Below are 19,423 nucleotides of genomic sequence, written 5' to 3' on the forward strand. Positions count from 1 at the left end.
TCCCGTGCGGTCACTCCCCCGGGAACGCACGGACGGGCCTCAGTTGAGGGCGTAGATCTCCGCGGCCGACGTCCACGGGTTGCCGGCGACCTGACTCACGGCACGCAGTCGCGAGTACTGCCCGGTCTTCGCGGTGGACCGGACGTCCTTCTGGCTCGCGTCGTTGGCGAACGCGCCAGTGGCCACGGCCGTTCCCCAGTTGGTGCCGTCGGTGCTGACGTACACCTCGTACTGGCCGATGCGTCCGTTGACCGCGCCGGAGCCGCCATCCTGCCGGGGCAGGTAACGCAGGCCCGAAACGCAGTAGCTCGCGCCCATGTTGAGGAAAAAACGCCCTGCCGGTCCAACCGGACGACGATCACTCCGGAGCCCTCGCGGATGTGCAGGCGCGTGCCCGGCTTCCAGCCGAGGGCCCGGATGACCGTGCGGTCGGCGATCCGGCCGCTGCTGTCGATGGCGGCCAGGCCGTACACCATCGTGCCGGCGCGTGGCGTCGGCAGCACCGGCAGGGGAAACAGCGAACGGCGAAGCGCTCCGCCACGGGGGCGACGGGACTCCTGCCCCCGGTCGGCCAGCATCACCGGCGGGATGACGGGAGCCACGGAACGATCAGCCACGACAACCGCCCCCGATCGAGACAAGCTCGGTCGAGGGCGTCGCTGCGCTGAGATTTGCGTGGTCAAGCGCGCTTGACCACCAGTACGCGAAACACAGCATGGATGCTGCAATTTGGTGTCCGAGGCCCGAGTTGAACCCCAACTACATGATCAGAATAGCCACTGACCTGCAGTTGTGCTGACTGTGAATTGACATACTGGGTGCCGATGTCACGTGATCATGGCACAGCTGGCCCGCGACGTGAGCCAGCCATGTTCAGTTCGGCGTTCGGTCCGGTGGCTACTGAAAGGCGAGCTGTTGCGCTAGCCACCCCGCATACCACAGCGGGCTGCGCTCGTTGGCTGTCACGTCGCCAACGTCCACGCCGATCTCTGCGGCGGCCAGGCTGCCGGCGCGAGCGATCTCCGGGTAAGCCACGCCAGCTCGGGGAACTCAGGCTCCAGCGGGTGCCTGTCCATTGGCACTGGGGATTAGCCTGCGGCGGTATCGGTCAGCCGGGCAAAGCTCGGTATCGGCGATCCGGCGCACGGTCGGGTCGGGGCCGCTGGTGTACCGGGAAAGATTCGGGGGCGACGCGCTGGCGGATCACCGGGTCTGGGTCGTTCGCCAGCCCGACCACGAACGGCGCCCGGCGCGAATCGCACGCTATCGGTGCTGACGGCGCCGCTGGTGGTGGCGGCGCGCACCGCTGGCTCGTCGTCTTGCGCCAGCGTCGTGAGCTGCTGCTGTGTGCGCGGATCCGAGTCCACCGCCCTGCCAAGCGCCCGAGCGGCCTGGGCTCGCAGCGGGTCCTCGTCAGCGGCGATCAGCAGCAACGCGTCGACCGCCGCCGCCCCGCCGACTGAGCCAAGGGCTTCGAGGGCGTTCTCGCGGACGTGCCGATCGGGGTCGTGTCGCAGCCGCAGCAACACCGGGGTTGCCTCGACCTTGCGGAGCTGGCCGAGTGCGTACGCGACCATCGGCCGTACCCGCGGCACGGGGTCCGCGGCGAGGGTGGCCAGTGCTGCAATCGCGTCGGCCCGGCCGGTGCAGCCGAGCCTGCTGGCGGCCGAGATGCGTACCTGATCGTCGGCGTCGCGCAGCGCCATGACTAGCACCAGGAATGCTCGGTCTCGCCAGCAGGGTTGGGAATCGAGCCGATCGCCACGGACGTGACCCGCGGGTCGGCGTCGGCCGCGGCCAGCAGTTCGACATCCTGCGCTTCAACCACGAATCCGAGTGCCCACAGCCCTGCCCGGCGTAGTTCGGCGGTGCCACCAGTAGCCAGGCCCAGCACCGAGCGACGCGCGGCTGCCTTGTTTGTAGGCAACAGGTCGATGATCTCGCCAGTCAAACTGTCCTGGCCGTAACCGAGATCCCGGGCCGACGCGCGCAGAAGCGCCGAGATCGCAGCCAGACCCTGCACGCCGGCCAGAATGCCGGCGATCTTGTCGCGACCGTAGAAGTTCCGCTCGTACAGGAAACCGGTCAAGCGCCTCATGTAACCGGGGCACCAAGGTGACGTCCCCGCACGTCGCGAAAGCGGTGAGGATCGGCACGACGTCGTCGTAGTCGTCCTCAAGCTCCGTGGCATGCCGGAGCACGGCCTCCAACCCCTCCAGCACTGTCGATCATCCGCGTCACCATGCCAAACGCCGCCGTCTATCCGAGCGCGCGCTCCCCGAGACGGCGCTGAACACTGCGGTCGAAGCCGCCACCGCCTGCGCTGATGCACACCCTAAAGCGTCCTAGGACATCGACTTCAGGGCGGCTGGGAACCTGGGCCACTGGTGCCCCGAACACGAGCGGCAACCAGTCGAGTCACTGTTAGGACACAACCCATCCGTCCTCCTGCTGAAGCAGCGCTTCAACCAGGCAACGACGGACCCAGCGCCGCCGTCCCGTGAGGACAGGTCGCTGTCGCGAAATGAGTGAAAACGAACCCACCGTCATCGATCTGGGCGTCGTAGTCGACGTCGCAGCGGGTTGTGTCAGGTTTCGGTCGACCGGTGGCGGGGCCTGCAGCGGCACTGGTCACCTGTCGCGGCGAGGGGGCGGCGCACTCTATATTTTGAGCGCGATCACTGGCGCGCCGCGGTCGTGAAGGCACGACTCGTCGCGGTGGACCTCGGGGAGACTTCGTGAGTCAGCTTCATGTTCGGCATGTCCGCGACTTCCTAGACCGGGAGTTCCGACACCTGGTAGATCTCTCAGATCTTGACGGCCGCCCAGAGAGCGAGCGGGAGAGCTCCTTCTATAGCCGCGCGCTGGGTGCGTTAGCGGTTCAGCAACTCAGCGGGTGCGACAAGGTCCAGGCCGCCACCTCGATCGTCGACGGGTTCGATGACGGCCATGTGGACGTCGCGCTGACACAAGATCGCCCTCCGGTGCTGTGGCTGGCCCAGTCGAAATGGAGCGACAAGGGCAACGCGGGCTTCGGCGTGGGCGACGCAGCAAAGATGCGCGAGGCGTTGGACAACATCACGAATGCCGAGTTCGACGGTTTCAACCAGCGATTCCGTGCCCTCGAAGCAAAGATCGACCAAGTAATCAGCAACCCACAAGTGAAGATCACGTTGGTAGTCGCCTTGCTCGGTGATAGCACACTGGCGGCACCAGTACAGGCGGTCCTTGACAAGATCGTGCGTGATGCCGGAGATCTGGTCAATGTGCGGGTACTCGGCCTGCAGGACTTTCACGACATCGTCCGCTCGGCGGCCGGAATCGGCGAAGCGACGGTCGATCTTGAGCTGCGTCTGGATAGTCCCGGGTACACGGACCAGCCGTACAAGGTGTACCAAGGTGTCGTTAACGCCTCTCAGATCGCCGACTGGTCCGCACGGTTCGGGGACCGGCTATTCGACAAGAACATCCGGGCCGCGCTAGGAATCACCGAGGTCAACCAAGCGCTTATCGACACCTTGGTTACCCGGCCAGAGGATTTCCTGTACTTCAACAATGGAATCACAGTATTGTGCGACAACCTGGGCAGGACCGCTAGGCACGCGATGAATACCCATGGGCCCGCTGATCTGGTGTTGAGTGGCGCCAGTGTGGTGAACGGTGCGCAGACGGTTCATTGTGTCGCCGAAGCGATGCGGCAGAACTCGGAGAAGGCCGCGGATGCGCGGGTATGGGTTCGGGTTATTTCGCTGGAGAACTGTCCTGAACGATTCGCGGATGAGGTGACTAAGGCTACCAATACGCAGAATCGGGTCGAGGCGCGTGACTTCGTCTCTCTCGACCCCAACCAGGCGCGGATTCGTGATGAGTTCGCCCTCTCTTTGCACAAGGCGTATGTGATTCGGCGCGGCGAGCGGGAGCCGGAGCCCCGTGCGGGATGCTCGGTGGTCGAAGCGGCATCAGCGTTGGCGAGTTTGCATCGCGACCCGGTGATGGTGGCGCGCGCCAAGCAGGGACATGAGCGGTTGTGGAGAGAAGACGCCTACGACAAACTGTTCGGACTCAAGATCAACGCCTACCGCGTCTGGCGCTCTGTATTGCTGCTGCGCGCAGTGAAGGAGGAGTTGGACGGGGCACAGAATGACGTGGTCGGTCGAGCTGCCCAGGTTGCAATTCACGGTGATTTGGCGATTGTCAACATCGTCGGTCGGCATCTGGATCTGCGCGGGATCAGCGATGCTGAGACGAACTGGGACCCGGTCGTGGCACAAGCGCGACAGTTGACGAGGGCAACACTCTCGCTGCTGGTTAGGCAGGTTGATCACCTGATGCCGACCAGCTATCTGCAGACGGTGTTCAAGTCCGAGGAGAAAACTCGCCTGCTCCTCGGCTATGCCCCGCCGCAGGCCCGCATCGTGGAGGAGGTCGCGGATCTTCCGGACAAGTATCGAGCGACCAAGCCAGAGCGCAAGAGTAACGCTGTCGGAGTCATCGTCGACGCCGGTGCCATCGCTGACGGCACCGCATTGGAGTTCCGGGCACGAACCGGGCCGGAGCGCAGAGCGCTTGACCTCTGGTTGGCTGAGGACCCTCGTCGTGGTCGTGCAACGTGGGTTACTCACCGCCGTAACCCATTGCTCTGGGAAGCCGATGGCAAGCAGTATTCGCCGACGGCGCTTGTGCAGCTCATGGTCAAGCTGGCGACAGGGACCAGACTCAAGACGGTTCAGGGAACAAGCCGTTGGTTCGTGCCGGGTGCGGGGTCGCTTGTGGATATCGCAAACGTTGCTCGTGCGGACATATCCGAATGAGTCATCGAGGCTCGTTGGGAAGCCACAGATTGTTCCCCGCTGTCCGTAGGCGTTCGCGGTACTCCTCGTGGCCAGGCATAGCGCGCCCGACGATGCGCCAAAACTCTGCCCCGTGATCGCGACGGTGGAGATGCGCGAGCTCGTGGACGAGCACGTAGTCGATCAGGGTGGGCGGAAGCTGCATCACCGCCCAGTGGATATTGACGGTGCCGTCCTTGGAACAGGATCCCCAACGGTAGCCAAGAGGGCGGACGCGAAGCCCCGTTATCGGTGACCCCATGCGCGACGTCCAAGGCTGCACGCGTCTGGTCAGCCACGGCTGCCCGACGCGCCGATACCAGCCGACCAAATCCTCAGCTCCGCCACCATCCGGAAGCTCCAGCCGGCCACGGAACAGCCTGACGGCCGGCGCCTCGACCAACCTGAGGCGATAGAAACGGCCGAGGTAGAGAAATGCTTCCCCGGAGACATACTTCTTAGCGGGCGGCGATTCACTCATGTCCCGCTTCTCGGCCAGTTTGCCATAGAGCCAGGACCTCTTGGCCTTGACAATCCTCACCAGTTCGTTGCATGAAACGAGGGGCGGGATGACGGCGGTGATCGAGGCATCACGTTCGACGGTGAGCCGGACACTCCTACGGCGCTCGCTCACGGTCACAGCGATGTCCAGGTCGCCGATGCGTAGGAGGGCTGGGGGCCGGCTTGTGGTCACCTGCATGGGTGTCACGCCTTTGGTATGAGGCGCCGGTTACTCTTGAGCACATCTAGTAAAGTACTGGCGAGCTGATCAAGTTGGACGTAGTCACCCAAGGATCGCTCGTAAAGGATCTCGAAGATCTCGCGGCGCAGTTCTTCCTGGTCGACAGTCTTTCGCCAGAAGTCCTGACGATGGATCGTGCGAGTGGCCAGCTGGTAGAGGTCCCGGGTCGCATCGGTGAACCGGGGATCGTCGAGATCATCCGGTGACGTCGCCAGCTCGGCAGTCATCGTTCGATGCAGCCGTGCCTCGACCTCGTTGAGGCCGGAGTCGTCCTCGGGCGTGGCGTGCACGATCTCCTCCATCAGCTTGTTGAGCGCTAGTAGTTGCTGGTCCCAGTCGTCCTTCAGCTCGCTCAGAATGATCTCCAAGCGCTCGCTGAGCTTCTGGTAGCGGGCCGGGTCCTCGCCACGATGAACGGTGATGTGGTACCGGATGGCGTTCTCCATCTCCGATGCCTTCGCTCGGGGACCGCCGGCCATGGCTTCGACCTTCGCGGCGAACCCAGGCGCGGTCATGTTGATGGGCGGCAGCTGCTGCTCGATACCGAGCGAGGCGATGTGCTCATCGATCAGCGCACGAATCTTCGCACCGTAAGCTCGCGGATCGAAATCACCGGAATCTATACGGTATCGACGTGTTGCCATCAGCTTGATGACCATGAAGCGCTTCAGGTCGGGCAGATACGGCTTGGCAGCCGGATCGGGCAGGACCGTGTTGACGGTCCGGGCGAACCGGGCGAGCTCTGCGTCGAACCGATCTCGTAACTCCGGTTCGGCGAGGGCCTGCACGCACCGCTCGACATCCTCGGGGTACCGGAACATCAGACGCAACCGCTGTGCCTGCGGTTCCAGCTTCGCCACGTGTAGCCGGGCGTCCATCAGCGCACCGCGGACATCTTTGCCTTCGTCGACGGAGAACCCCTCGTCGGCGAACACGCGCAGCGCTTCGAGCAGGTTTCTGGCGACACCACGGTAATCCACGACGCGGCCATGGGTTTTTCGGGCGGCGGTGCGGTTGACCCTCGCTACGGCTTGCAGTAGATCATGCTCTTCGAGCTGCCTGTCGAGGTACATGGCTTGCGCGATCGGCGCGTCGAACCCGGTGAGTAGCATCGTGCGGACGATGATGAAGGCGGTGTCGTTCTCCCCGAACGGGCGGAGAAAGCTGGCGATACGGTCCCGTTGCTTCGTCTCGTCGCTCCATTCGGCAAGTCGGTGCTCGTTCTCCGCCTCGCCCTTGGAGATCACTGGGAGGAAGTCGATCCGCTTCAACAGGTCGAGGTGCCTGGCGGCTCGGACCAGACGCGCGCGACTGGAGTTGCGTATCTCCTCAGCGCGCATGGCGAGCACGTCGGGCGGTAGCTTCTCGATGGCCGCGACCAGCTCATCCCGGGCCTCAAGTAGCGCCTCGCGGTAGCTGACTGTGGCCTCCCGGTCGTAAGCCACCAACTGCGCCTTGAACCCTTCCGGCAGCACATTGTCAACATAGTGCAGCAACATGTGTTTGGCTTTGGCGTCGATCAGTTGGCGTGCCGCCGAGACCCTTCCCTTGGTGACCCAACGCCGCTGAAGCTCTTCGCGTTCTTCAGGGCCGAGGTCGACGAACTCGTCTTCGAAAATGTCATCGAGGTCCTGGCTGTCCCGGACCGCAGCTTTGACTTTCACGCCCTCATAGAGGATCGGGACGATTACCTCGTCCTCTTCGGCCTCCCTGAGCCGGTAGGTGTCAATGAACGGACCGAACAGGTCGATGCTTGTCTTGCGGATGCCCTTCCTGGTCATGATGGGCGTGCCAGTAAAGCCGATACGGGCGGCGTTAGGCAGGGCCTCGCGGAGATTGGCGCCGAGCGAGGCGGTGTGGGAACGGTGTGCCTCGTCGATAAGTACGACGATGGACTCATCTGCGTTCATTACCTCGCCCAGCGATGTGGCCGCGGTGACACCGTCGCCGGCTTGGTTCTTCTGGATCATCACGAAAACCACTGCTGGGCCGCGCCTGCCCAGCAGCGTCCTGGCGCGAGAGGCCGTCCTTGCCGTGTACACCATCTCGCCGCTGAGACTCATGGTTGCGCTTAGCTGATCCTGAAGTTGGGTGCGGTCCGTCACCACGACAACCTTGAAGTCCGCGAGGTCTGGGGTGAACCGCAGGCGGCGTACCAGGAAGGTCATGGTGATGCTCTTGCCGGAGCCTTGCGTGTGCCAGATGATCCCGCCGCGACGGTCGCCCGCGCCGTCCTGGCGGCGGGTCTTGCCCGTATGGAGCCGCTTGATCGCCTTCTCGACCGCGCGGAACTGTTGATAACGCGGCGCGACCTTGACGATCTTGCCCTGGTTGGTCGTCATCACGGTCACGTAGTTGTGGACGATGTTGAGAAGGTTCGCTGGGTCCAGCACGCCGGCGGCCAGGATTTCTTGGCGGCTCAGCTGTGCGGCGCTTTTGCCCCGCAGGGATGCGAGTTCCTCCTGGGTTAGCGGGTACGGGTCCCGCCACGGAATGTAGCGATCAGCTTCGGCGGTGAACGTGCCCAGTCGAGCGTCTTCCCCGCTCGTCGCCACAGTCAGCTGCACGGTGTGGAACAGCTTCTGATTGCCGACGCGGTACTCACTGTTCACCTGTTCGGCGTACCTGCGGATCTGGCCAATGGCCACATTTAGGCTGGTTTCGGTCGTCTTCTTGCACTCCACGACGACAAGGGGTATGCCGTTCACGAACAACACGAGGTCGGGCACGATCGGCCCCCGCCCGCCGGGAATGTCCACACGGAACTGGTTGACTACCGTGAACTCGTTGTTGGCCAGGTGGTGCCAGTCGATGAAGTGGATCGTCCGGGTCTTGCCGCCCTCCCACCCTTCGACACCCTCGACCGCGACGCCCCTGAGCAGCAGTTCTGTGGCGGCTCGATTGATGTCGAGCAGGCTTGCGGGGGCTGTCCGGGTGAGACCGTTGATGGCCAGGCTGATTCGGTCCTCTGTGAGCCACTCTTCGCCCAGCGGATTCTTGTTGATCCGCCGCAGCGCGGCGCGCAGCTTGTCCTCCAGAATCACCTCGTCGAAACTGACCCGTCCGGAGGCAGCGGGTACGGTCGGGATGACCTCGTCGTGCGCAGCGCCTTCGAGATGCCGCCAGCCCATCTGCTGGAGTTGCTCGATAAGTGGCTTCTCCACCAGGGAATACTCCAGCCCACCTGCCACGAAACCGCTCCGTCCCAGCCGTCGGCGTACCTTGACGAGCATATCTACTCTGGCCGACAAGCTGTGAAGCGCGGAGAGGCTAGACGTCCTCCAGCCGGGCACCGGCTTCGGCGACCCGTATCCGCCCGGTCAGCAGGTCCTCAGTAAGGCCGTGCCGCAGAAGGATCAGCTGATGCAGGCGGGCCCCTTCGGTACTGGTGCTTGTCTTCTGGGCCGCCAGCAGCGACAGCAACTCGTGCTGCGCCTCAAGCGGAGGGATCGGAACCGGCATCGCCTTCAGCTGGCGACTGTTGATCGTGGCTAGGTTCGTTGTCTGCTTGGCGATGCTGAGGAAGTACTGCTTGCCCTGGTTCGAGGACGTGTACGCCGCAAGGTAGGCGGGTAGCAATCTGGACCTGTCGCAGCGCACACGAAAGATATGGTTCTGGCAGATGCATGGATCGATCCGGGCATCCCACACGGCACCGCGACCGAGCTTGTCGAAGTCGCCGCCTTCGGTGAGGAGCACGTCGCCAGCTCGCAGCATATACCGTTGCGCATCGCTCTTGCTGACCCGTACCGACTTCACCTCGGTCGTGTCGATGTAGCCGTCCTGGACGTTCGCTACCCTCAAGTATGGCACTTCAACTGTTCCGCCGGTTTCCGTTCCCAATGTGACGCCAGTGGCAACGGTCGCGACGCTTCCGAGACTAGCGGTGGACGCGGCGAGGCCCGTGATTCGCCGAAGCTCTGCTTCGATCAAAGCGGCGGTGATGTGAGAAGTCTTTTCGACAACAAGCCGCTGGTTGGCGATCTGATCCTCTATGGTGTCGAGAATCTCCACGATCCGGCGTTGATCCTGCTGTGGCGGAAGAGCCACCTCAATGCGGCTGAAGTCGCGGTACCGAACGGCGCCGCGCCTGTCCACCGACGCTTGCTCGTGTACTCCGTACTTCGCGATCAGGTCCGGGGACTTCAGAACTCGGAACAGATATGGCGGATACACCTCATCAGTGCACGAGAAGACCGTGTAGATGGGGCTGACACAGGCGAGCTCGAAGTCCTGTTGCAGGCCGATTGACCCTTCAGCCAGGTGGTTCGTCGCATACGCGAACCAGCCACGGCGGACCACCCTGTATCCGGACAGATTGCTGCTGTAGACGGATCGGTTTTTGAAATACTCATCTGATGGAACCAGGCCGAGGTGCTTCGTGGATGACAGCACCGTAACGCCGCGCCGGCCGCCGACGCGCTCGGCCTCCTCCAGCGTGATGTCACTCAGTGTGAACCGCCTCCAACCACCGGGCACGCTAGGCATAGCCGAGCTCCTTGAGGTAGGTCTCCAGTCGAGCCGCTGCCGCTTCACGCTGGGCCTCCAGCTCACGCAACGTGACCGCGTACTTGTCGGCCCATGTACGGAACGCGGCTTCGAGGAGCCGGCGGGCGCCGGCCACGCGTGAGTCGAGGCGCGAGGCGAGCTGCTGGCGAAGCACCTCCAGTACGAGGGCGCGACGTTCATCGGGGCTCAGGGCAGCGGCGGTCGTCCGCAGCCGCGGGAGAAAGTCGTTCGCCAGCGCCGTAACGTCTTTCCGCGCCGCAGCCGTGTCGGCCTTCAGCCTTCTTAGCTCGGCCTCAGTCAGCTGGTTCTCCGGGTCCTGAGCCTCGTCGTCTTCCTCGTCCGACCGGGCAGTCGCCGCTCTGAGCTGAGCGTTCAGGTCGGCGTACCGGGCTTCGGCCTCGTCAAGCTCGGCCAAATAGTCCGGGATCAGGGCCGGAACGACACGGTGGTCGCGGGCCTTGCGCTTCTCGGCCTCGATCTTCTGTTTGTCCCAGTATTCCAACTCCTCCTCGTCGAGCTCGAACGCCGACTCGATCGTTGTGAGCCACCCTTCGACCACGCCCTCGAAACCGTTGAGCGCTAGCGTCTTCATGTCGTACTGAGTTTCCCCCCACCACGCCGCGACCACCCCAGCTAGTTCAAAGCGGTCGAGTAAGCCCAGCGGCTTCAGCTCGCCGACAAACGAGTCGAGGAGCTCCGCGCGGATCTCCATGACCATCCGGGAGTCAGGCAATTCGACCAGCCGCTTACTGTGTTGCGTCCACCAGTCAGTGAAGACGTCCCGCAACCGTGTCTCCGCGGGGCGGGCGAGTGCCGGGAGACGTTTGGCGGTCGACTCCCAACCCTCCGGCAGGAAGTCGAAATAGTGCGCATCTCTATCGGCGAGTAGGCTTGCCGGATCGATGCCAAACGCGGTGAACAGGTGAGACTTACTGGCAACCTCGGTCTTGGGCACACCACCGTGCACATGAGCGCGCACGTCCTGCGGCTCCGGCGGGGGCGTATTGTCGACATACCTGCGGATGTTGAGGTTGAAGTCGTTATTCCTTAGTTCCTTGACATCGACGACACGAGCAAAGCCGGGTATATCGCGGTGCTCCTCGAACGCTGATACGATCTTCTCCGCGTGCTGCGGCTCAAGGTAATTCTGCGCGCGACCGCTGGTGAATTCGCGGTCGGCGTTGATGAAGAGTACCTTACCCTGTCGATCCTTGCGCCGTTTTGCCGTCCCGCGCAGTACGAGGATGCAGGCGGGAATGCCAGTCCCATAGAACAGATTTGGGGGCAGGCCGATGACCGCCTCCAGGCGGTCATCGTTGATAATGCCCTCACGGATCTTTTTCTCCCGGCCACCGCGAAACAACACACCATGCGGGAGCACGGTCGCTCCGACGCCGTCGGGGGTAAGCACGGCGAGCACGTGCTGGGCAAACATGAGGTCGGCCTTCTTGCCCGTTTCCGGTGCAAAGCCGTACTTGAATCGCTCCGGGTGCCGCATGTCAGTTGCGACATAGTTCTGGGAGAACGGCGGATTGGTCAAAACTCGATCGAAGCGCATCAGCTCGTCGCCCTCGTGGTGTAGAGGGTTGGCTAGCGTGTCGTCGTTTTCCAGGCTGGCGTTGAGCACACCGTGCAAGATCATGTTCATCTTGGAGATGGCCCAGGTCCCACCGTTGTACTCTTGGCCGGCGAGAGTTAGGTCGCGGTGATCCTTGCCATGCTCCTCGACATACTCCTTGGCGTGAATGAGCATCCCGCCGGAGCCTGCACAAGGATCGTAGATGCGCATGCCAGGCTCCGGTTTGACGAGCCTGACCATCATGCGCACCACACCCCGCGGCGTGTAGAACTCACCGCCCTTCTTTCCAGCGGAGTCGGCGAACTCAGCAATCAGATACTCGTACGCCGCACCCAGCAGGTCAGGGAACTCGAAGTCTTCGTTACGCAGGCGCACCCGATGGAAATGGTCAATCAACCTCTGCAGCCGCCGATCGGGGATGGTCGACTGGCCCACCTTTTTCATGAAGTCGATGTGCTCGAGGACGCCCTCCAGTGCTGCCGAGTTGACCTCCCCCAGCGAGCTAAGCGCCGTGTTGAGCAATTCCCCGACATTCTTTCGCCGAGAGTTGTCCTTGATATACTGCCAGCGAGCGTCCAAGGGGACATAAAAACTCTCGCCCCTATAGAAGTTAGGGGCGTCGGCCATCCGCTCAGCCTCGTCCGGACTTTTACCCTGCGCCTTCCACTTTCTCACCAACTGCTCACGGACCACGTCGAACTGGTCGGAGGCACGTTTCAGGAACAGCATCCCGAAGATGTATTCCTTGAACTCGGAGGCATCCATCTTGCCGCGCAAGATATCCGCAGCCCCGAAAAGGTGCCGTTCCAGCTGCGGCAACGTCAGCCTAGCCACGTGGTGACCTCTCGCTCGCAGGGGCCCGTCGGCCATGGGGTCGACCCGATTGCCGAATGGACCGTGCCCGGCGGGGCGCGGCCCAGGTGGCGATCATCGCGTCTGCCAAATTATCCCTGCTCGCGGCGATCCATGGAACGGCACCCCCGACCGTAACCCAAATGCCCGGATTGCTACCTACGGGGCAATTCCCAGTGCGCCGGCGATGGCGGTTGAAGATGAAGGACGTGCCACGTACCTGCACAGAGGCAACCCTGTCGACGTCGAGTTTACGCTTGAGGGAGGGCGAAGAACGCCTCGGCCAGGGCTTTGTCGTAACATGAGCCAATCCGCTCCATCGAGCGGCGGACGCCGTGGCGGCGACCGGCATCAGCGAAGGCGCCGCCGCTGTATTGGGCGGTACCGCGCGGGCGTCCCGATCGGTGGAGCCGGGTTGCCCGTCGGCTGGTCAGCGCTTGCGAGGGCGCGCTATGACCGATTCGGCGATGTCGAGCGCGCGGAGCAGGGTTCTCAGGTGCGCCGCCGGCAGGGTGCCTGCGTCAAAGCCGCATGCTGATACGAGCGTCTTGAGCTGGCTGACTCGTTGGTAGGGGGCGGCGGCGAGGCAGGTGGGGTGAGTCAGTAGATCCCGTGCGGCGTATCCGTCGTCAGCAGCGTACTGGGTCAGTTCGACGGTGATCTGCTCGGCGGCTGGGTGATCTTTGTCGAGGGCGTCGAGGAGGGTGAGGCCGAGTCGGGTGTGGAAGACGATGAGTCCGGGCTTGACGGGCCCGAGTGCGTGGTAGGCCGTCAGCGCCGTGCTCGCCTGATCGTCCCCAGAGCATGGCATGAGCAGGTGCAGGCATGCGGTGACGGCGTTTTCCCATGGTTCGCCGGGTTTGGTGGCATCGAGGATCGCGCGTGCCTGGCGGTGGCGGCCTGCTATGGCGTGGGCGATGACGGTGATCTGCCTGCCGTCGAGCATGCGTACGCCGACGCCGTTGTACTGGGTGAGGCGGTGGCTGGCTTCGTCCCATCGCCCGGAGGTGGCGAGGGCGTGGGCGCCGGTGCCGAGCAGGACGGTCCATAGCCAGGTTCGTGTCTTGGTGTGGGTGCCGGATGCCTCGGTGAGGCGGGCGGCGGGGATGGTGAGGCCGTCGATCAGGGCGTCAGTACGGGTGTCGATGGCCTGGAAGAGGGTTTCCAGCAGGGTCCACGCAGCAAGGCCGTCGCCCGCGCGGATGCGGAGACGGGCGAGGTTCACGATGGGTTCGAGCGCGTGCTGGGGATCGCTGCCGTGGTCGAGTGCGGCGGTGGCGAGCCGATGGCACCAGGTGCGGGCCAGGTCGGGCATGCCGCAGTCGGAGGCGAGGAGCGCGGCGAGGTTGAACGCTGCGGTCGCGGCGGCCACGTCACCGCTTTGCCGGGCGAGGTCGGCGCGTTTCTGGAGGTCCGAGACGCGCTGGGCCAGGGGTGTGCAGACGGGTCGGGTTCGGGCGATCAGCGGGAATCTGCGGGCGACGGCCGGGTTCATGATTTACCGCCTGTTGTGTGAGTGCTGTGCGTGGGGTCGGGGCCGAAGATGATGGTTTTGGCAGCGGTAGCGAGGGCCGCTTGGTGGAGGCCGGGGATGCCGCGCCGGTTCCAGGTGAAGATCACGTGGTGTGCGAGGGTGGCTCGCAGGCCGCGGTGCAACTGTCCGGTCTGGTTGAGGTGCCGGAGGGTGTCACCGGCGGAGGTGTGAGCCTCGAACAAGGTGTGGTAGCCGGCCAGCGGCGCTCCTTGGCCACGGGTGAGGCTGGCCGGGTCCACTGTGAGGAGCCTTCTTGCGGCGTTGAGCAGGGAGTCGACGAGCGCTGGTTGGGGTGGGTCTCGGTGTTCGGCGACGCGTGCCCATACGTCGCCTTGTTCGTACCAGTCAAGGCTCGCCGCTCGCATCATGGTGGCCGAGAGCATGATCGACAGTTCGCGTTGGCGGCCGGGTGTGTGGTCGGTGCTGCGGGTGAGTAGGTGGCGGCTGTCGTGGTGCCAGAGCCGGTGGGCGGTGTCCATGGCTTCGGTGCCGCCGAAGGCGTGGGTTTCGGGCTCGTAGATGCCGGGGACGGCGGCGCGGATGTGACGGGCGTGCTTGAGCCGCTCCAGCTCGCTGGTCAGGTAGCGGTCGGCGTCGGATGTTGTGGCGGGGAGGTAGCGCAGCCGCCAGTTGTCTTTGCGTACGTAGAACCAGGTGGTGATGAGGTGGCGGGCTTCGGCTTCGGCCAGGATCGGCGCGAGATGCGTCCTGGCTGCCTGCTCTGCCGTGTGTGGATCAGGAAAGGCGATCGTGGTTTGCCGCCATTCGGGTGCCGTCATCAGCGCGTTCCCTCGTTTAGGTGAGGGCGAGGAAGGCGTCCCAGCTGGTGGCCGAGGTGCCGGTGGCGGCGGTGTGGAGGGCGAGCGCGGCTCCGGCGGTGCCGTCCATCAACTCTGCGCTGCGTTGGGTGTCGGCGGCGAGCTGGCTGGCAAGCTCGGCGGCAAGGCCAGGTAGCTCGGCGGTGAGCTGGGCTGAGCGCTGCGGGTCGGTGCTGGTGGCGGCTATGCGGCAGGCGGACTGGACGAGGCCGGCTTTGCCGTGACACAGGCCGATCTCGGGAAGTCGGTCGCGCTGGGTGGTGTCGCGTAGTACGGCGAGCATCGCGTTCTCCGCCTGCTGCTGACGGGCTTCGTCGTGCAGGGCGAGCCCGCCGAGCTGCTGGGCACGAGCGATGCCGGGGGTGCCATAGCACCAGGAGGGACGGTGCCGCCGTGGGGTGGTGTCTGGGGTGACGTAGCCGGGCCACCAGCTTCCGGCCGGGTCGTCGTGGCGGTGGTGGTCGGTCCAGTCGCAGAGGGCGGCGAGGGCGTTGCGGGCTGCTGGGGTGTCGTGGCCGTGGAGGATGGCGTAGGCGAGCAGGGCGATGACGGCGCTGATGCCGTGGGCCATGCCGATGTTGCCGTGACCGTGCGGGAAGTCGGGGTCGGGTGTGCCGCCGAGCCCGGAGGGCAGCCACCACGGCGGCTGAGCGGCGTTGTCGCCGACGGGTTCGGTGATGCGGGTGAGGTAGCTGGCTAGGTCGTGGCTGACGGGGTGGTCGGGGTGGGCGTGCAGGTGGTAGAGGCCGAGCCCGGTCAGGCCGTGGACGAGGTCGAACTCGTACATAGTCAATGGTTCGCGGCGGTCGATGCGGGCGTGGGCGGCGGCCAGCCTTTGACGTGTGAGGGTGATCGTGGCGTCGTTGAGGCTGGCGCGGGCTCGGTGGTAGCCGCCGAGGGGGTGGGCAGTGTGCAGCATGAACGCCAACGCGGGGGCGCCGTGGAAGGGGTCGGAGTTGCGGCCGATGCTGACCGGTTCGTTGGCTGCGGCGCGTATCCAGTGGTGGGCGGTGGCTTCGTCGCCATGTCCGGAGACGGCCCGCTCGATGTGCAGCAGGGCGATGCCCGCCGCGCCTCCGGCCAGCGATTGCGGCCGGGTCCGCCCGTCGGGGGACGGGCCGACGATGGAGGGGCTAGCGAGTCTGGCGCATACCGCCCCGAGCAGGTCCAAGTGGTTGCCGGTGGTGGTCGGGGTGGTCACGAGGTGCTCCTTGTCGTCCAGCTCAGCGCGGCGGCGCGGGCGAGGTGCAGGCAGGCTCGTTCGCTGTCGAGGTCGAGTCCGGCAACGCGGACGTGGTGCAGGTGCAGTAGGTCGGGCAGCAGCTCGACCGGCGGGACGGTGCTGACCGTGGGCAGGCTGTCGCGCCAGGCGGCCACGATGCGGCGGCGTTCGGCCCAGCGGTCCATCAGGTTCTCGCCGCCGGGCAGGGACGCCACGGCGGTGGGGTCGTACGGCTTGGCCAGGCGGATGGCCTGGTCGTAGACCGCTCGTGGGGGTGCTGGCCGGTGCGCGCGGGTCCGGGCTATCAGCCATCGCAGGGCATCGTGCGGGTCGCCGATGACCGCCGTGACGAGGTCGACCATGCTCGCGGCGGTCAACGCCTGCCAGCCCGGGGCGGACGATCGCGCTGTGACGGCCAGCTGGGCGAGCGCGGCTGCGGAGTCCGCCGCGAACACCGCTGTTGTCGCCTGGTACGCGGCCGGGCTGCCGAAGCGGCCAGGCTCGCCGAAGTCGGTGTCCCACTGGACTCGCCGGGTCAGGTCGGCGTCGGTCAGCTCTCGTGTCCAGCCGGTGATGGCGTCGATGGGCAAGCCGCTGGTACGCAGCCGCAGGTGTGGCTCCGGGTCGGCGTGGCGCAGGAACCACCACCTGCCCGCCGGTGGGAGTTGCCCGACAAGCCGAGGCAGGTGGGCGGTAAGGATGGTGGTCTGTTCCTCCGGCCGGGCGTAGATCTTCAGGTAGTGGTGGTCGCTGCCAGGCAGGCTGCCGTGGGAACGGACATCGACCAGGGGGCTGCTGAGGCGGGGCGGTGGTGGTCTCGCGGTGGTGGCAGTCAACGGGATGACGATCTCGTGCGGATGCCCGCCGATCCAGCCGTCGCCTTCGGGGATGAGACGCAACAGGGCGGTCGGGTTGCGGGTCAGGTGGTCGCGTAGCAGCGCCCGGTGAGCGGGTCCATCCAGGTCGAGGCCGAGGGTCTGATCGCCGACCCCGAGCGAGACTGCGGTAGGGCAGCCGCTGGCCTCCCGCCAGGCGGTAAGCGCTTGGTCCCACTGCTGCCAGGGGGCTTTCCGGTCGGGCAGTTCGGCGGCGTTCAGGTGCCACCGCGCGGGGCTCAGGAGGGTCCGGCCGTACCGCAGCGCGGGCAGGAACGGCAAGCCCTTGGCCGCTGGCCCCCACTCCACCGGTGTGCACGGGGTAGCGAGGGCTACGGGCGCTTCGGCCAGGAAGCGGGCGAATGGGTGGGCGTGCCGTACCGGTTCGACCGCGTTCACGGCGACCGGCTGCAGCGCCTGCTGGCGGGAGATCGACACCAGGTATAGGCGGTGCGCGTCGGCGGTTACCGCGATGTCGTCCAAGCCGATCGCGGCCTCCGACGGGGCGTGGTACTCGCCGACGGGGATCAGATGTGGCAGCACCTGGGGGGCGCGGTTGACGTCCAGGCTGATGGTGTAGCGGGTGACCGCAGAAAGCTGGGCCAGCAACGCTCCGGCGCTGACTGTCGGGCTGTCGGTGGCGCAGGAGGCCATCCGGTGCCGCTCGGTTGCGCCGAACATGTCCAGGAACCGGCCAGCGGTGGAGAAGGCTTGCGGAGACGCCCGTACGACCGACAGCAGGAAGTCGCCGCCGGCGATGGCCTGGAGGGAGTCGGCGTGGACGCGCACGGTGAGCTCGGCGGTCGGCGGGATCTCGGTCGGTGCCGGGCCGCCCAGCCTCTCCAGCAGGGCGTCGTCGAGGACGACCTCGTGTTCCCGGCGCAGGGCGGCACGTTGCGCCAAGGCGAGCAACCCCCGATCCCTATCGGTCACGGCCGACGCGTCAGCTGGTTCGCCGGTGAAGCCGTCCGGGTAGCCGAGACCCACCTGAACATCGATCGCATCCAGGACGGGGACGAGGGCGTGCAGGCCATACCGGTCCAAGAAACGCGTATGCCAGTCCCGCCACCGAAGCGATGTCGGCCGGGCGAGGCGGGTCAGCGCGGCAGCGGCCCGGCACGCCTCGGCCGTCACCGTCGTCGGCACCACAAGGTCGCAGTCCAGCCGCAGATCCACCCCGACCGCCTGCCCGGGATTGATCACGGCGGCGGCCACGCCGAGTTCCCGGCGGCGGGCGGCAGCTGTGGCCTCGTCCGGTGCGCGGTCGTGTCGGGCCTTGAGATCGCGAACGCGACGCAGCGGATCAATTAGCTCGCCCACGTCGCCGCCTTCGGCTGCGGCAGTCTCCATCTGTACCACCAGATGCGTGAGGGGGTCGGTCTCGGTCGACGGCGGGCGCAGGCTGGTCAACAGCAACCGCTGCGTCACCATCTGGCCGATCAGCCGCTGCGCGCCTTCCTGCGGCGCCCCACATTCGGCCGTCAGCTTGCCGATGAGGTCGGCCCACCGGATCGGCTCAGCCGCCAACGCGAGAGCCGCGCGGATCATGTCGTTGGCCTTGATGCGCAGATGCGTGGGCGCGCCGTAGGGGTCACTCGTGGCGGCGCGGTACTCCAGCACCAGCTTCTCACTGCGCTCGACCAGCAGATTGTTGGCGCGCACCATCACATGCGGACGCAGCCGCACGTCGGACTCCAGGCCATCCAGGACGGCGGCCAGCCAGGGTGCCTGGAGGCGAGCGACAGGGCGATGCGCGGTGCCCCAGCGGATGCGTCCGGTGCGGCTCGCGGTGGCGACGACGACGCCCGCGAACAACCCGTACGGTGTGGCACGGGTGGCAGCGCGCAGCAGGTAGCGCATGACCGCGAGCACCACCCGGCGGGCGTTGGCATGCGACAGGCCGCCGTTGATGGCGGCGGTCGCCCGCTCGGCGAGGTCCGGCGACGCGTGGGCCAAGGCTGCCGCGAACTCCGGAATCGTCAACGCCTCGGCAAGCCACAGCCGCCAACTGGCCGCCGTGTCGCTGCTGGTCAGGTCAGGCCATACGCCGAGCTGACCGGGGCGAAGTACGGCCGCCCGGAGCATCAAGGCATCGTTCACGCTGCGATACACACCAGCCTCCCCACGGACGTGATCATCTGTCTACGGGTCAGGAGTGCCCAACCTTCGAGAGCAGGTCTCCCCGGGCCGGGCACTCCTGACCCGATGTCGATGGCTCGTCTTGCGGCCTGCCCACCTGGTTCGGGCTGGCCATCAGAGCGAGCCACCAGCGGATGCGGCTGGTCAGCAGCTGGTGCAGGCCGACGCGCAGGTGCTACCGCAGTTGTCCTCGGTCATCTTGATGATGTGCTCGACGGTGCCACCGGCCTCGATGAACTCGATGTCGAGATCGAAGTCGTCGAGGATGCAGCCCTCGACGTCGGGCTGGACCGTGGCGAGCTGGGCCATGACAACCTCCCTGGT

At 65.5% G+C, this 19,423-nt stretch carries 13 protein-coding genes; 1 reads left to right on the top strand and 12 read right to left on the bottom strand.

Features of this window, described 5'->3' with window-relative positions; translation table 11 throughout:
* Positions 1-39: 39 nt before the first annotated feature.
* The 3 genes from PVK74_RS10510 to PVK74_RS10520 form a co-directional block, all read right to left on the bottom strand.
* On the bottom strand, positions 40-318 hold the full coding sequence (locus PVK74_RS10510; protein WP_274478955.1) for a discoidin domain-containing protein: 279 nt from the start codon (positions 316-318) through the stop codon (positions 40-42).
* Between the two features lie 770 nt (positions 319-1,088).
* Complete coding sequence (locus tag PVK74_RS10515) at positions 1,089-1,706, bottom strand: HEAT repeat domain-containing protein (protein WP_274478956.1); 618 nt, start codon at positions 1,704-1,706, stop codon at positions 1,089-1,091.
* Between the two features lie 2 nt (positions 1,707-1,708).
* Complete coding sequence (locus tag PVK74_RS10520) at positions 1,709-2,089, bottom strand: hypothetical protein (protein ID WP_274478957.1); 381 nt, start codon at positions 2,087-2,089, stop codon at positions 1,709-1,711.
* Between the two features lie 649 nt (positions 2,090-2,738).
* On the opposite strand from PVK74_RS10520, the gene PVK74_RS10525 reads away from it, so the two are divergent.
* On the top strand, positions 2,739-4,811 hold the full coding sequence (locus tag PVK74_RS10525) for an AIPR family protein (RefSeq protein ID WP_274478958.1): 2,073 nt from the start codon (positions 2,739-2,741) through the stop codon (positions 4,809-4,811).
* 1 nt (position 4,812) lies between these two features.
* Here the strand turns inward: PVK74_RS10525 and PVK74_RS10530 are convergent, their stop codons facing one another.
* The 9 genes from PVK74_RS10530 to PVK74_RS10570 form a co-directional block, all read right to left on the bottom strand.
* Positions 4,813-5,529 carry a M48 family metallopeptidase gene (locus PVK74_RS10530; RefSeq protein ID WP_274478959.1) on the bottom strand — a complete coding sequence of 239 codons (717 nt, stop codon included), beginning with the start codon at positions 5,527-5,529 and terminating at the stop codon, positions 4,813-4,815.
* Positions 5,530-5,534: 5 nt separating this feature from the next.
* Positions 5,535-8,762: a type I restriction endonuclease subunit R gene (locus tag PVK74_RS10535; RefSeq protein WP_274478960.1), complete on the bottom strand. Its 3,228-nt coding sequence runs from the start codon at positions 8,760-8,762 to the stop codon at positions 5,535-5,537.
* A gap of 79 nt (positions 8,763-8,841) precedes the next feature.
* Positions 8,842-10,059 carry a restriction endonuclease subunit S gene (locus tag PVK74_RS10540; protein ID WP_274478961.1) on the bottom strand — a complete coding sequence of 406 codons (1,218 nt, stop codon included), beginning with the start codon at positions 10,057-10,059 and terminating at the stop codon, positions 8,842-8,844.
* Complete coding sequence (locus PVK74_RS10545; RefSeq protein ID WP_274478962.1) at positions 10,052-12,493, bottom strand: type I restriction-modification system subunit M; 2,442 nt, start codon at positions 12,491-12,493, stop codon at positions 10,052-10,054. Before PVK74_RS10545 ends, PVK74_RS10540 begins: the two co-directional genes overlap by 8 nt.
* A 448-nt stretch (positions 12,494-12,941) precedes the next feature.
* Positions 12,942-14,006, bottom strand: coding sequence for a hypothetical protein (locus PVK74_RS10550; RefSeq protein ID WP_274478963.1), 1,065 nt, complete (start codon positions 14,004-14,006; stop codon positions 12,942-12,944).
* Positions 14,003-14,824, bottom strand: a complete 822-nt coding sequence (locus tag PVK74_RS10555; protein ID WP_274478964.1) for a thiopeptide-type bacteriocin biosynthesis protein — start codon at positions 14,822-14,824, stop codon at positions 14,003-14,005. Before PVK74_RS10555 ends, PVK74_RS10550 begins: the two co-directional genes overlap by 4 nt.
* A 16-nt stretch (positions 14,825-14,840) precedes the next feature.
* On the bottom strand, positions 14,841-16,064 hold the full coding sequence (locus PVK74_RS10560) for a lanthionine synthetase C family protein (protein ID WP_274478965.1): 1,224 nt from the start codon (positions 16,062-16,064) through the stop codon (positions 14,841-14,843).
* The gene (locus tag PVK74_RS10565; RefSeq protein ID WP_274478966.1) at positions 16,061-19,072 is read right to left on the bottom strand and encodes a lantibiotic dehydratase; all 3,012 of its coding nucleotides are present in this window, start codon (positions 19,070-19,072) and stop codon (positions 16,061-16,063) included. Before PVK74_RS10565 ends, PVK74_RS10560 begins: the two co-directional genes overlap by 4 nt.
* Positions 19,073-19,243: 171 nt before the next feature.
* Positions 19,244-19,408, bottom strand: coding sequence for an FxLD family lanthipeptide (locus tag PVK74_RS10570; protein WP_274478967.1), 165 nt, complete (start codon positions 19,406-19,408; stop codon positions 19,244-19,246).
* Between the last annotated feature and the right edge of the window lie 15 nt (positions 19,409-19,423).

The organism is Micromonospora chalcea (genome assembly GCF_028768405.1).
Taxonomy (GTDB): Bacteria; Actinomycetota; Actinomycetes; order Mycobacteriales; family Micromonosporaceae; genus Micromonospora; species Micromonospora chalcea.